Below are 13,999 nucleotides of genomic sequence, written 5' to 3'. Positions count from 1 at the left end.
GTTACATTGTTATCAGGAAGGAGTGTTATACAGTTGAGTACAGATTTAATTTCAAAAAAAGATTTATTGGAACTGACTGGTATTTCATACGGGCAACTATATAGGTGGAAACGAAAGAATTTAATACCAGAAGATTGGTTTATCAGGAAATCGACTTTTACAGGGCAAGAAACATTTTTTCCGAAAGAAAAGATATTAGAGCGTATTGATAAAATTCAAACGATGAAAGAAGACCTATCGCTTGATGAACTAGCAAATATGTTTTCACCAAGTGTATCTGAGATTTCTTTTATGAAAGAAGACATCATCCGAAAGGGTATTGCTTCAGAACCGGTTGTACAATTTTTTATAGAACAAATGAATAAACAGGCAGAATTTCAGTTTGTAGATATTCTTTATGTATTTATTTTAGAGGAATTGCTTCAATCTGGAGAAATTAGCTTGGAAGAAGGCAAGATGATACTGCAAGTACTTCACGAACATTATGAAATCATGAAACAAAAGAATAGTGAATTAGTTGTGGCTCGTAAACTCGGTATTTCTACATGCTTCTTAGTATCAAATGTAGATGATTTATTTTTCGAGAAAGGTACGAAGGTAATTGTACGTTTAACAATTATGCAATATACAGAAGCGTTAAAATCAAAACTATTATAGTGGAGGAGAAATAGTGCGTACAGAAAATTTAATTATAAATGGTTATGGTTCTTCTAATGGTGGGGAGTTTCATAAAGTACAATTAAACGGAAAAGGAACTGTGAACGGGAATGTTGAATGTGACAACTTCGAATGTAACGGTTCTGGTAGTGTAAATGGTGATTTAAAAAGCAAGAGCGCAAAAATTAGTGGGTCTGGTAAAGTTGACGGTACAGTAAGCACTGAAAATATGCGAATTGATGGAAAAGCAACGATTACAAAAGATGTAACAGCTAACGATTTGAAAATTGCTGGAAAAGGAGCAATTGGTGGTACTTTGAAAGGTGAAGAGCTTAAAATCCGCGGGCAAGCGACTATTGACGGTAATTGTGAAGTAGATATCTTTTCGTCAGAAGGACAGTTTACAATTGGAGGTCTACTAAGCGCCGATGAAATTGACATCGATATTCACGGTACATGTAGAGCAAAAGAAATAGGTGGTCAAACAATTAAAGTAAGGCATAGAGAAACAGCATTTAGTAGACTTTTTAAAACAGTGTTTGGGTCGCACTTAGAAGCTGAATTGTTAGAAGGTGACAATATAGATATTGATCACGTACAAATCAAAACAGTAAGAGGGAACAATGTTACGGTAGGACCAAATTGTGAGATTGGACTGATTGAATATACAGGAGTTCTTCATGTGGATAAAAATGCGAAAGTAAAAGAAATTCAGCAAGTTTAATTTTAGGAGGAAGTGAGGAATAGATATGGGAAATCAGCATAGTCTCACTGTGAACGGATCAGGTAGTTCGGCAGGTGGAGCTTATAATAAAGTGAAAATCCGTGGTGAAGGAACAATTTCTAACCATGTTAGTTGTAATGAATTTAAGACGTATGGAACGAGTGATGTTTCTGGTGATATGAAGGCAAAAAATTATGTCGTCTATGGAGAAAGTGAAGTTCAAGGAAATATACAGGCAGAATATGTGAAAGTGTATGGAAATACACAAGTACAAGGTAATGGCCACGTTGAGAAGATGAAAGTGAGAGGTATGTTTGAAGTCAAAGGCAAATTATCTGGAAATGTTGTAGATATTAAAGGAGGTTTACATGTTAAGGAGGATATTGAAGTAGAAGAGCTATTATTAACAGGTGGACTTGAAAGTGAAGGTCTATTAAATGCTGAAAATATTCATATTACACTCCGTTATGAAGGAAGCAAAGTACAAGAAATAGGTGGCAAAAAGATTACGGTACAAAAAAAATCTAGATTTATGCCTTTTACACCCCATACTGGTACCCTTCAAACAAGCCTTATTGAAGGGGATGATATTTATTTAGAACATACAATAGCTGAAGTAGTAAGGGGAAACAATGTTACCATTGGTCCTGGGTGTGAAATTGGTGCTGTAGAATATCATACTAGTTTTAATCAAAAAGGAAAATCAGTTGTAAAAGATCATAAACAAATATAGGTATTAAGAGGGAGAGTAAGACACATGGTTGCAAAGGATAGTAAACTCGGCTTTGTAGTTACCGGTTTATTGCTAGGGATTTTAATGGCATCAATGGATAATACCATTGTTGTGACAGCAATGGGAACGATTGTTGGTGATTTAGGCGGATTAGAAAACTTTGTCTGGGTCGTATCCGCCTATATGGTAGCGGAAATGGCAGGGATGCCGATTTTTGGAAAGTTATCAGATATGTATGGGAGAAAGAAATTCTTTATTTTCGGTTTAATTGTTTTTATGATTGGTTCTGCACTTTGTGGTACAGCAGAAAATATTACGCAGTTAGGTATTTATCGTGCGATTCAAGGTATTGGCGGGGGAGCGCTTGTTCCGATTGCATTTACGATTGTATTTGATATCTTTCCGCCCGAAAAACGCGGGAAAATGGGCGGATTGTTTGGTGCGGTGTTTGGATTGTCTAGTATTTTCGGTCCGTTACTTGGTGCATATATTACGGACTATATTAGCTGGCACTGGGTGTTTTATATTAACTTGCCGCTAGGGGTTCTATCACTTATTTTTATTATATTCTTTTATAAAGAATCACGCGTTCATCAAAAACAAAAGATCGATTGGTTTGGTGCAATTACACTTGTTGGTGCAGTCGTTTGCTTAATGTTTGCATTAGAACTTGGCGGACAGAAGTATGATTGGGATTCTACTTTTATTTTAAGTTTATTTACAGCATTCGCTATTTTAATGATTATGTTTATTTTCATCGAAAGAAAAGTGGAAGAACCTATCATATCGTTTGAAATGTTTAAACAGCGTTTATTTGGGATGAGTACAATTATCGCTTTATTTTACGGGGCTGCTTTTATGTCAGCAACTGTCTATATTCCTTTATTCATTCAAGGAGTATATGGCGGGTCCGCAACGAATTCCGGTCTATTACTATTACCAATGATGTTAGGCTCAGTCGTTACAGCACAGTTAGGTGGATTTTTAACATCAAAGCTAAGTTACCGTAATATCATGATTATTTCAGCTGTTATTATGCTTGGTGGATTGTTCTTACTAAGCACATTAACACCAGAAACAAGTCGTGTATGGTTAACGATTTATATGATTATTATCGGTTTTGGCGTAGGTTTCTCATTCTCGGTATTAAGTATGGCTGCAATCCATAATTTCGGTATGAATCAAAGAGGATCGGCAACTTCAACTAGTAACTTTGTTCGTTCACTAGGGATGACACTTGGAATTACTATCTTTGGTATGATTCAAAGAACAGGTTTTCAAGATCAATTAGAAGAAGCATTTAAAGGCATGGACGGTGGAATCAATAGTAATGCGCTAGGGGATGCAAGAGCAATCCTTTCAGAAGGCGCAAGATCTCAAATTCCACCGCAAATATTAGATAAAATTATTGATGCACTTTCGAGTTCTATCGTTCAGACATTTATGTGGGCATTAGTTCCAGCAGGTTTAGCATTCGTGTTTATCTTCTTTATGGGGAATGAGCGAATGGTATATAAGAAGGAACAAAAAGATATAAAAGCAGAGACATCAAAAGCATAGAAAACGAAAAACTCCTTTCTAGATTAGAAAGGAGTTTTTCGTATGTAACGTAACCAATTAGCCTTCAATTATTTCGTATTCTTCGTCTGCTAATAATAAAATTTGTGTTTTTTTGCCTTTGTTTTGTACTTCAATTACATCGTATGTGCCTAGGTCTCTTAATTTATTTTGAGACACATTTACCATTACTTCAATAGAATCGATTAAAATATCTTCTTCGATATATGATTCAGGCAATGCCATATCCTCTGTATCTAATACACATGTGTATAGCATTTGTAAATGTTCAGCAGTTGGGTTTTCTTCTTGAACATCAATAATGTCTTTTACTGTTTCCATGTGTTCTTCTTTTGCTTGGTATACTTTAATTTTAGCCATTATTTCATTCTCCTTTATAACATAGTCGTAGAGGCTACAATCTATTATAACGTTTTTTGATGAAAACATGAAATTGTTTCCTTATTTTTAGATCGGATTTTATACTATCATTGTGTATTATTTTATAAGGAGTAAAGAATTTACTTTTCAGTTCATAACAAGAACCATGTGATTCCCACTATTAAGGATGTAAGGAGATAATTAGTATGAATAAGAAAGTGAAAGTTTTAAAATGTACGATGGTAATGTTAGCGTGTACTGCAAATTTTGGTACAATTTCACCTCATGTTTTAGATCCAAATGAAACAATGGCAGGTAAAATTTCAATCGCGATTGTTGGTATAGTAGGTACATATTTACTATTTTCTATCATGTATTTTATTGTAAAAAAAGCTATTTTAAGAGGGGAGCTGTTGCATTTTTAATAAAAAGGGAGAGAGTTTTTTTGAAAGCTTTATATTCGGATTTTATTAATCTGATCATCCTGATTGTAGTTATTTTCGTTCTATGGAGGTTAAAAATGTGGTCTAACAAGAAATATAATGTTCCTAAAGTATTTCAATGGTTTCCTAAAAAGTGGGCGAAAGAAAAGTGTTGGAACAATTTTTTCAATCAAAACTGGATGCTGAAGGAAAAGGAATTTGGATTACTTATTATGTGGTTGATTTATATGTAGTTACCATTCCGTTACAAGTGAAAAAGTATAATACACTTTAACTGCATTCAAACAGAAGTCTCCTTTCTCAAGGCACGTGTTAGGGAGGAGACTTCTGTCAGTCGTAATTGATTAAAATTTTATAGTGCAAACAATAAAACATTCTTATCGTATTCTTGTAAACACCACTTATATTTAGCTATGATAATAGGATGAACAGCTTTTTGATCTGTATCAACTTTTTTATAACCATATTTTTTATAAAAATCCGCAAGTTCCTCAAAAGGAATACAATAGACATGAGATGCATCTGATTGTTTGGCTTCTTGCACTAAAAAAGAAACGAGATCTCCAGCTAATTTATAACCTCTGTATTTGGGAAGGATGTAAATACCGCCCATCTCTATCGTATTTTGATCAATATATACTAAACGTCCTAACCCTGCATATTCTCCGTTGTACGTTATAATCGCAACTTTATCCTTTTTTAAGTCACTTGGCACAAATCCCGCGTCTTCATATTGATAATTAATCCATTCTAAATCTTCTAATGAAGCAAACTTGATTCCCATAAAAATACACCCCTTGAAAAGTTTTTATATTTCTATTATATAGGTGATAACGTGATTTGTAATAAAATAATAGTTTCGTATCTCCATATAAATCATGTTGAAAAGAAGTTCATTTCTTGCTATCTCATGCATAAAATAGTCTAATAATACTTTTTCTTTCTTCACAAGTGTTTTACGTATATAATTTAAAGGTAATTATTCTTTTTTCGTATACTTATAATAGAATAGAGGTTTAAAAAATGAGCGTCAAAATCATTACGGATAGTGCGGCGGATTTACCAAAAGAATTGCTGCAAACTTACGATATTGATTTGATTCCACTTCGTGTATATGATGAAGCGGAAACTGAGTATTTAGACGGGGTAACGTTAGAATCGACTCAATTGTTACAAAAGATGAGAGAGGGCGAAGTGTACAAAACGTCGTTACCATCATTAGAAACATTCCAAGAAAAATTTGTTACATATGCAAAGCTAGGTACACCTTGTATATATGTAGCTTTTTCATCTGAACTTTCTGGTACATATCAATCTTCAGTAGTAATTAAAGAAGAAGTAAAAGAAACATATGCGGATTTAGATTTAGAGATTATTAATACAAAGTGCGCTTCACTTGGTCAAGGGCTTGTTGTATTAGAGGCTGCGAAAATGGCTAAAGAGGGTGCTTCAAAGGAAGAAATTTTGAACCGAATTGCTTTTCTAACAAAACATATGGAGCATATCTTTACTGTAGCTGACCTGCAGTATCTTGTTAGAGGTGGGCGTTTAAGTAAGGTAGCTGGATTTATTGGTGGCCTATTAAACATTAAGCCAATTTTAAACGTTGAAGAAGGAAAGCTTGTACCGCTTGAAAAAATAAGAGGAAGAAAGAAAGTTTTAGGCCGAATGGTTGATATCATGGAAGATCGAGGAAAGAACCTGAAAGATCAAACAATCGGAATCACACATGGTGATGATTTAGAAACTGCCAATGCATTAAAAGCATTAATTACTGAAAAATTTGGCTGTGAAGTATTTATTGTAAATACAATTGGTGCAGCAATCGGTGCGCATACAGGACCAGGCGTTTTAACACTGTTTTTCTTAAATGAAGTAGAGTAAAGGATTGATCTTTTGATCAATCCTTTTTGTTATACAATTAAGAATACAGCTAACATAATTAGACATAACATGTTATCTTGCAAAAAAAGTACCTGAGGTCTATCCTCAAGTACTTTTTTATTATTCATTGATTTGTTTTTTTACGGGTAAAAAACTGCAAAGGAAAGTAGTGAGAACTAGTCCGAAAGAAACTCTCTCAGTCGTATCAATGTTTAAACCGTTATTCCATTGATAAATAAAGGATACTAGTATTAAAAGTGTAGTAAATCCTGCAACATATCTTACTATTTTTCGCGCCCTTTTGTCATGTGTTCTCCAAACCATATTCATTTCTCTTTCTTATTTAATAAATATTTTTGATTGTAATAATCGATAAACAATAACTCCTTGTAGCTCATTTAACAACCGTTATTTTGTCTATTTGGATTGAAATTGTTTTTAATCTTCGTTTTTCTATTTCATTGCATAGAGAATTTTTATGTGTACCGTTTCTTTTTTTAGCTAGTAATCAAATATGTATAATTGCATAAATAAATTGAAATATATAAGTTATGATTAAACTACATTTTAATGTAGAAGGGTATCTTTGCTTAAAGTGAAACCGTTTACGTTATAGATGAAATAAGGTTTAGGAGATTCGTATGAAAAAGAAATTATGTACAATGGCTCTTGTCACAGCGATAGCTTCTGGTACAGTGGTAATCCCAGCAGAAGTACAAGCTTGTGGAATAGGAGAAGTAATGAAACAAGAAAACCAAGAACAACAAGAACACAAACGTGTGAAAAGATGGTCTGCAGAGCATCCGCATCATTCAAATGAAAGTACACATTTATGGATTGCACAAAATGCAATTCAAATTATGAGTCGCAATCAAGATAAGACAGTTCAAGAAAATGAATTGCAATTTTTAAATACGCCTGAATATAAGGAGTTATTTGAAAGAGGTCTTTATGATGCTGATTACCTGGATGAATTTAACGATGGAGGTACAGGTACAATCGGCATCGATGGGCTAATTAAGGGAGGATGGAAATCTCATTTCTATGATCCTGATACGGGAAAGAACTATAAAGGGGAAGAAGAACCAACAGCTCTCTCGCAAGGAGATAAATATTTTAAATTAGCAGGTGAATACTTTAAGAAGGATGACCGAAAACAAGCTTTCTATTATTTAGGTGTTGCGACGCATTACTTTACAGATGCAACCCAACCAATGCATGCCGCTAATTTTACAGCTGTCGATATGAGTGCTTTAAAGTTTCATAGTGCTTTTGAAAATTACGTGACGACAATTCAGGATCAGTATAAAGTATCTGATGGTGAGGGCGTATATAATTTAGTGAATTCTAATGATCCAAAACAGTGGATCCATGAAACAGCGAGACTCGCAAAAGTGGAAATCGGAAACATTACCAATGACGAGATTAAATCTCACTATAATAAAGGAAACAATGCTCTTTGGCAGCAAGAAGTTATGCCAGCTGTTCAGAGAAGCTTGCAAACAGCCCAAAGAAATACAGCGGGATTTATCCATTTATGGTTTAAAACATATGTTGGCAAAACTGCTGCTGAAGATATTGAAAATACGATAGTGAAAGATTCTAAGGGAGAAGCAATACAAGAAAATAAAAAATACTTCGTCGTACCGAGTGAGTTTCTAAATAGAGGCTTAACATTTGAAGTATATGCTTCTAATGACTACGCATTATTATCGAATCACGTAGATGATAATAAAGTTCATGGCACACCAGTTCAGTTTGTATTTGATAAAGATAATAACGGAATCCTTCATCGAGGAGAAAGTGTACTGCTGAAAATGACACAATCCAACTATGATAATTATGTGTTCCTAAATTACTCTAACATGACAAATTGGGTACACCTTGCGAAACGAAAAACAAATACTGCACAGTTTAAAGTGTATCCAAATCCGAATAATCCAACTGAATATTTCTTATATACAGATGGCTATCCAATCAATTATCAAGAAAATGGAAAAGAAAAAAGCTGGATTGTTTTAGGGAAAAAAACGGATAAACCAAAAGCATGGAAACTTATACAGGCTGAATAGGATTTTCTATAATATTAAAAGAAAATGTGTATGTAGTTTTGAAATATTTCATGTATTTAGAAAGAGTTGTTTTCGTTCATTAGTTAAAATTAAATTTTAAAGGGGATATGTGTATATGGTGTTCCGAAATACAAAACTTGCTATTTTTACTATTTCTTCATTATTTATTCTAGGTTCTTCATCTTTATCGTTTACAGATACCGTATATGGTGAAGGCACTTCTTCGACTTCAAAAGTAAATCAAGGTGTAGCGGCAGCGAATTATGATGATACATATTATAATAGCGCGAAGGGGAAAACGGGAGTAGAATTGAAAAAGGAACTTCATAATATTATTGATAATCATACAAAGATATCCTACAGTGCAGTTTGGGATGCACTAAGAGATACTGATGAAGATCCAAATAATAAAAATAATGTGCTCCTTTTATATACAGGACGTTCACAAGGGAAATTCACGAATGGTTCAGGGGTTGATAATTGGAACCGAGAGCATGTTTGGGCAAAATCTCACGGTGATTTTGGAACGGCTGCAGGTCCTGGAACTGACCTTCATCACTTAAGAGCTACGGATGTATCAGTCAATAGTTCACGTGGGAATTTGGATTTTGATAATGGCGGTGTGAATCATTCAGAAGCGACAGAATGTAAATACGATAAAGATTCTTGGGAACCTCGTGATAGTGTGAAAGGCGATATTGCTAGAATGTTATTTTACATGGCTGTTCGTTATGAAGGAGATAGCGGTGAAGTAGATTTAGAACTTAATGAAAAAGTAAATAACAATAAAGATCCATATATGGGGAAATTATCAGTCTTACTAAAATGGAATGAACAAGACCCTGTTGATGATTTTGAGCGAAAACGTAATGAAATAATCTATACAAAGTATCAACATAACCGAAATCCATTTGTAGATCATCCTGAATGGGTAAATGAAATTTGGAAATAAATCAATTTTTTGTATAAATATCTTTGTCAAAGTAAGGGGATTGATTGTATGATCAATCCCTTTTTATGTTACAACAATTGACATGTACAAGGTTGGTATGGAGGGATTTGTAAGATTACTGGCGGAGTCTCCTTTGAAAAGTTGGAATATTGAAAGATATGAAAATTATATTAATTCATATATAATTAGCTAATGAAGGCAGTATTGTAACTATTTGTAAAAGCGGGAGGCTATAACATGAATCAAATAATTGATCACCCAACGAATTGGGATTTGAAAAGGCTATATCCTGAAGAACAAGACCCTATGTTATCTACAGAAATAGAGAAAATAGAGCAATTAATAGAAACATATAAAGAAAATCGAGACCCAGCAATTCTTTCGAAAATTATACAAAATATCGAAAAGGCAGAGTATTACTTTTATTGCCTTTCTACTGAACAAACAGATGAAAAGACTACTGCTTTCCCCCACACAAAAATAAATACTTTGAAAACAGAAGTTCATATATTACTACAAGAATCGAATCATGAAAAAAGTAACTTCCCCGAAAATCAAAATATCAACTTTATAGAAAATGAATTAAAAGCTTGGGAAGATATGTACATACAATTACGAAATAAATTAGAAATACATAATAATAATGAAATATTCTCATTTGGAAAAGCAAACTATCTTGCGATGAATGCTGAAACTCATCATGAAAGATTATCGGTATTTTTTTCTCTTACAGAGGCTTTGGAAAAGGAGAAAGTGGTATTTGCTAGCGTGCTAAATCATATGGGCAGATTGCGTAATCTAAAAAGTAACCTCTTACAAGAAAAAGAGGTATTGTCACAATCCCTTCAATCAAACGGGATTTCTAAAAATGCATTATTAGAAATGTGGAATGCCATTGAAGGGAATCTTGAAAAGTTATCGAGTGTTTTAGATTTTTATAGAAATAGTAAAGAAACACTTACATGGCATAAACTTATGACATCAGAAGAAACTGAACAGATTGAAATTCCTTTTTCAACAGCGGTCGAGAATATTTATGATGCCTTAAAGGATATTGATGAAGAACTAGCACAATTTGCAAAGTGCGCTATTATGAATGGATGGGTAGATGCTGAGCCACGAGATAATAAGCCTCCTAGTGGATTTTGCGCTCCTTTCTTAAGTGAAGGAGAGTCTCGAATTTCATTACGATATGATGGAACAATTGATAGCGTAAGAATATTAGCACATGAATTAGGACATGCATGGCATTTTTATGTAATGAGCGATGAGCAGTCTACCGCATTTTTGGATGATTACCTTCCAATGAGTATGGCGGAATCAGCATCCATATTCTTTGAAATGGTACTTGTAGATTATTTAGTTAAAACAGCAGAAAGTGAAGAACTGAGAAAATCATTGCTTAGCTGGAAAATCAGAAACAGCTTTAATTATGTAATGGCAATTCGAGCTTCTTTTCAATTTGAGCAAACATTTTATGAAGAAAGTCAAAAGGGACCTTTAAGTGCGGATGAATTAGAGAGATTATCTGTACGCTCACAAAAAGCAGCTTATGGAAATTCTCTAACTCAATATCAACCTTTTGTTTGGATGAAATATGGCCAATTCTATTCAGCAAATGTTCCTTTTTACAACTATCCATATACATTTGGTTATCTACTAAGTTTAGGATTATTAGAAATGGCAAAACAAGATGGTGGTGAGTTTCATTCCAAATATAAAAAATTCTTGTGTGAGACTGGAAAGCGCCCAGTCGAAGAGTTGGTGAAACAATACTTTGACATTGACCTTGCGGATAATGAGTTTTGGGAGAAATCATTGCTTCAAATAAATAAGGATATTGATGAGTATTTACAGCTTGTAAAAGAGAAAGTTTAAGCCATTTATTATAAGAGAACACGTAGGGGAAGTGTATGTAAGAAATGGAACAACAGTACATAAAAGGTATACCATTTTGTAGCTTAGAGTATAAGAGAGTAATAGACTTATTAAAAAATTGGTTATCTGAAAAGGAAAATAAACCAAAGTTTATTGTTACAGCGAATCCTGAAATTGTGATGTCGGCCAAACAAACTTCAGCGGAATCTGTACATTTCAAAAACATTTTACTATCTGCGGATTTAATAACAGCAGATGGAATAGGTGTGATACTCGGTTCGAAAATTTTAAAAGGAACATTGAAAGAGCGTGTTACAGGTGCAGATCTAACACATGACTTAATAGAGTATTGTAATCAAAGAGGATACCGTGTGTTTCTTTTTGGTGCTGCACCAGAAAGTAATGAGAAAGCGTTAGAAAATTTAAAAATGCGCTTTCCACATGCTATTTTTGAAGGACAACATGGCTTTGTCAAAAATGAGCAGATAGAAGAAGTCAAACTTCGAATTCAAAAATTTGACCCACACTTACTATTGGTAGGGTTAGGATCTCCTAAGCAAGAAGTATTCATTTATGAAAATCTTCAAAAATTAAACGTACCTTTATCTATTGGTATTGGAGGTATGATTGATATTTTATCCGGCACGGTAAAACGAGCTCCAAAACTAATGAGGGATACTGGTACAGAATGGTTATATAGATTAGTAACACAGCCTAAAAGAATAAAACGACAGTTGATCCTTCCGAAATTTTTAGTATCAGTTATGGCTGAGAGAGTCCGGAAAAGTGTTCATTAACTTAAAGTTTATATGTAATCGAGAAGAGGTAAATGACAAATGAAAAAAATCGGTATTATTGGAGCAATGTAAATTGAAATATACAGATTAAGAATATGTAAAGGAGCTCGACTCTCAATGGCAAGAAAATTATTAACGCAAAGATTTCCTTTTTTAATTCCTATTAGAATTAGACAACGTAGGCTATTTAAAAAAATAAGTGACCATCTTGAAGGTCATAAATTTTCAAAAACATTTGAGCGAAATCCATTACCTTACAGGATTTATAAACATAAATCTTTGCTTATTAGAAAGTTAGGTGATACGGATATACAGCTGCAATATAACAAAATCACCAATTTAAGGTTAGCTATCTGTAAAATAAACCAGGTAGTAATTAGACCGGGAGAAACATTTTCATTTTGGCATCTTGTTGGTAATTCTAATGAAAAGGCTGGATATAAAGAAGGAATTATTCTAATGAATGGCGAAGCGATAAAGGGAATAGGCGGTGGTCTCTGTCAGTTAGGGAATCTTCTCTACTGGATGTTTCTTCATTCAGAGTTGGAAACAGTGGAAAGATATCGTCATAGTTTCGACCCATTCCCTGACTACGGGCGTGTAATTCCATTTGGAACAGGTGCCACTTTGATGAATGGTATTATTGATCTCAAATTGAGAAACAATTCAAATATTACCTATCAAGTCAATCTACATCTTGACGAAGAATATATATACGGAGAAATTAGGGCATCTCAGTATCCTCCATATAAGTATTCTATCGTTGAAGAAGATCATTGTTTTGTAAAAAAAATAGATGGTCAAGTATACAGACAAAATAAAGTTTATAAAAAAATAGTTGATCGTGTCACAGGTAACTTAGTTGACAAAGAACTAGTCTTGGAAAATGATTGTTTAGTAAAATATGAAGTAGATGATGAGAAAGTTGTAGGTTCTGTATAGACAAAGATTTTCACTCATCTAAAGATATTTGAAAAAACGGCGTAGATAATTTTAAAATAAAATCTTTCAAGGTAAAAAAAATAAAGAAAAAGATTCCATAAGACATTGTCTTATGGAATCTTTTTCTTTATAAGTAATTATGATTTTACTTTTAAATGCTTCAATAAATGTTCAGGGTGACCTTGCACATAATAAAAGTGTGGATTATTTTCATCATCATAAATCATGATATAAGGTTTTTCGTTAAGTGGAAGGAGTACAAGAACTTCATCGATCGTTGTATGAATCCATTGATTTGTAATGGTAACCGGTTTAGATAAAGGGATTTTTATCATATGGCCAGTTTTAGGGACAACGTTTAGGTTTTTAAATGCTCCAGTAATGGATTTTGCATACTGTATTGCCTCTTTTTGAATTTCTGTATCTAGAGATTGTTTTTGCACGACCATCTCCTTTTGACAATCAAAAACTTCAATTTGTTTATTTGTTTCTGCGAAAACATTTGCTGATAATAATAATGAAAACAGAAAAATGAACCCTATTTTTTTAAACATGGAACAACACCTCATATTTACTATACCCTCAAATCCTATAAATATTTTTTGTCACATTCATGTAACAAAAAAATTGTATGATAACGTCATAAAAATGAGTTTCTCATTTTACGTTGATATGATAATGTTTACAATTAATTCGATAGATCGTTAATGGAGGAAGATACGAGAGAGAGTATTAATCGCATATGGTGAATTCCTATAAACGCGGAGTAAACAAAGGGTTAACAGAATTAGCACTTTTGAAATATGTCGCCAATACATCAGGGTGGCCTGGAAATTTAGGAGAAGATTGGACAGATAATAACACGCAATATAATGTTGGGTTAGAGAAATCATATAAGCTATATAAGAAAGATTGAAATATTACAAATTTCTCAAGTTTTCGCTCTTTTGTAAACTTAATTTTCTGTCATTTTGTTGTA

14 protein-coding genes and 2 pseudogenes are annotated in these 13,999 nt (G+C 33.4%); 13 read left to right on the top strand and 3 right to left on the bottom strand.

Annotated elements, in window-relative coordinates:
• The first annotated feature begins 33 nt into the window (after positions 1-33).
• The 4 genes from QRY57_RS14500 to QRY57_RS14485 are packed head-to-tail and all read left to right on the top strand — an operon-like array spanning position 34 to position 3,674.
• A complete protein-coding gene (locus QRY57_RS14500; RefSeq protein WP_286015358.1) occupies positions 34-657 on the top strand; it encodes a YhbD family protein in 624 nt (207 codons plus the stop codon).
• Positions 658-670: 13 nt separating this feature from the next.
• Positions 671-1,381 carry a polymer-forming cytoskeletal protein gene (locus QRY57_RS14495; RefSeq protein WP_026591054.1) on the top strand — a complete coding sequence of 237 codons (711 nt, stop codon included), beginning with the start codon at positions 671-673 and terminating at the stop codon, positions 1,379-1,381.
• Between the two features lie 25 nt (positions 1,382-1,406).
• A complete protein-coding gene (locus tag QRY57_RS14490) occupies positions 1,407-2,114 on the top strand; it encodes a cytoplasmic protein (RefSeq protein ID WP_286015357.1) in 708 nt (235 codons plus the stop codon).
• 24 nt (positions 2,115-2,138) lie between these two features.
• A complete protein-coding gene (locus QRY57_RS14485; RefSeq protein ID WP_286015356.1) occupies positions 2,139-3,674 on the top strand; it encodes an MDR family MFS transporter in 1,536 nt (511 codons plus the stop codon).
• Between the two features lie 57 nt (positions 3,675-3,731).
• Here the strand turns inward: QRY57_RS14485 and QRY57_RS14480 are convergent, their stop codons facing one another.
• Complete coding sequence (locus QRY57_RS14480; protein ID WP_026591051.1) at positions 3,732-4,052, bottom strand: hypothetical protein; 321 nt, start codon at positions 4,050-4,052, stop codon at positions 3,732-3,734.
• A 206-nt stretch (positions 4,053-4,258) separates the two neighbouring features.
• On the opposite strand from QRY57_RS14480, the gene QRY57_RS14475 reads away from it, so the two are divergent.
• Both QRY57_RS14475 and QRY57_RS14470 read left to right on the top strand, forming a co-directional pair.
• On the top strand, positions 4,259-4,477 hold the full coding sequence (locus QRY57_RS14475; RefSeq protein WP_286015355.1) for a hypothetical protein: 219 nt from the start codon (positions 4,259-4,261) through the stop codon (positions 4,475-4,477).
• A gap of 95 nt (positions 4,478-4,572) precedes the next feature.
• A pseudogene (locus tag QRY57_RS14470) lies at positions 4,573-4,769 on the top strand (hypothetical protein).
• 78 nt (positions 4,770-4,847) lie between these two features.
• On the opposite strand, the gene QRY57_RS14465 reads toward QRY57_RS14470, so the two are convergent.
• Positions 4,848-5,279, bottom strand: coding sequence for a GNAT family N-acetyltransferase (locus tag QRY57_RS14465; protein ID WP_286015354.1), 432 nt, complete (start codon positions 5,277-5,279; stop codon positions 4,848-4,850).
• Positions 5,280-5,518: 239 nt separating this feature from the next.
• Here QRY57_RS14465 and QRY57_RS14460 point away from each other — a divergent pair, with 239 nt between their 5' ends.
• The 6 genes from QRY57_RS14460 (at position 5,519) to QRY57_RS14430 (ending at position 13,020) form a co-directional block, all read left to right on the top strand.
• Entirely contained in the window at positions 5,519-6,379 is an 861-nt protein-coding gene (locus QRY57_RS14460) for a DegV family protein (RefSeq protein ID WP_286015353.1), read from the top strand.
• 641 nt (positions 6,380-7,020) lie between these two features.
• Positions 7,021-8,451, top strand: a complete 1,431-nt coding sequence (locus QRY57_RS14450; RefSeq protein ID WP_286015351.1) for a zinc dependent phospholipase C family protein — start codon at positions 7,021-7,023, stop codon at positions 8,449-8,451.
• Between the two features lie 115 nt (positions 8,452-8,566).
• Positions 8,567-9,403: an endonuclease I family protein gene (locus QRY57_RS14445; protein WP_026591045.1), complete on the top strand. Its 837-nt coding sequence runs from the start codon at positions 8,567-8,569 to the stop codon at positions 9,401-9,403.
• A gap of 237 nt (positions 9,404-9,640) precedes the next feature.
• Entirely contained in the window at positions 9,641-11,281 is a 1,641-nt protein-coding gene (locus QRY57_RS14440) for a M3 family metallopeptidase (protein ID WP_286015350.1), read from the top strand.
• A 44-nt stretch (positions 11,282-11,325) separates the two neighbouring features.
• Positions 11,326-12,078 (top strand): WecB/TagA/CpsF family glycosyltransferase, encoded by a 753-nt coding sequence (locus tag QRY57_RS14435; RefSeq protein WP_286015349.1) that lies wholly within the window; start codon positions 11,326-11,328, stop codon positions 12,076-12,078.
• 117 nt (positions 12,079-12,195) lie between these two features.
• Entirely contained in the window at positions 12,196-13,020 is an 825-nt protein-coding gene (locus QRY57_RS14430) for a VanW family protein (protein ID WP_286015348.1), read from the top strand.
• A 137-nt stretch (positions 13,021-13,157) separates the two neighbouring features.
• Here QRY57_RS14430 and QRY57_RS14425 read toward each other — a convergent pair whose 3' ends face one another.
• A complete protein-coding gene (locus tag QRY57_RS14425; RefSeq protein WP_286015347.1) occupies positions 13,158-13,574 on the bottom strand; it encodes a hypothetical protein in 417 nt (138 codons plus the stop codon).
• A gap of 182 nt (positions 13,575-13,756) precedes the next feature.
• On the opposite strand from QRY57_RS14425, the pseudogene QRY57_RS14420 reads away from it, so the two are divergent.
• Positions 13,757-13,936, top strand: a pseudogene (locus QRY57_RS14420) (invasion protein); the annotation flags it as partial.
• Between the last annotated feature and the right edge of the window lie 63 nt (positions 13,937-13,999).

The organism is Bacillus arachidis, from assembly GCF_030285945.1.
GTDB classification, from domain to species: domain Bacteria; phylum Bacillota; class Bacilli; order Bacillales; family Bacillaceae_G; genus Bacillus_A; species Bacillus_A arachidis.
This window is presented reverse-complemented; position numbering and strand designations above follow the sequence as displayed.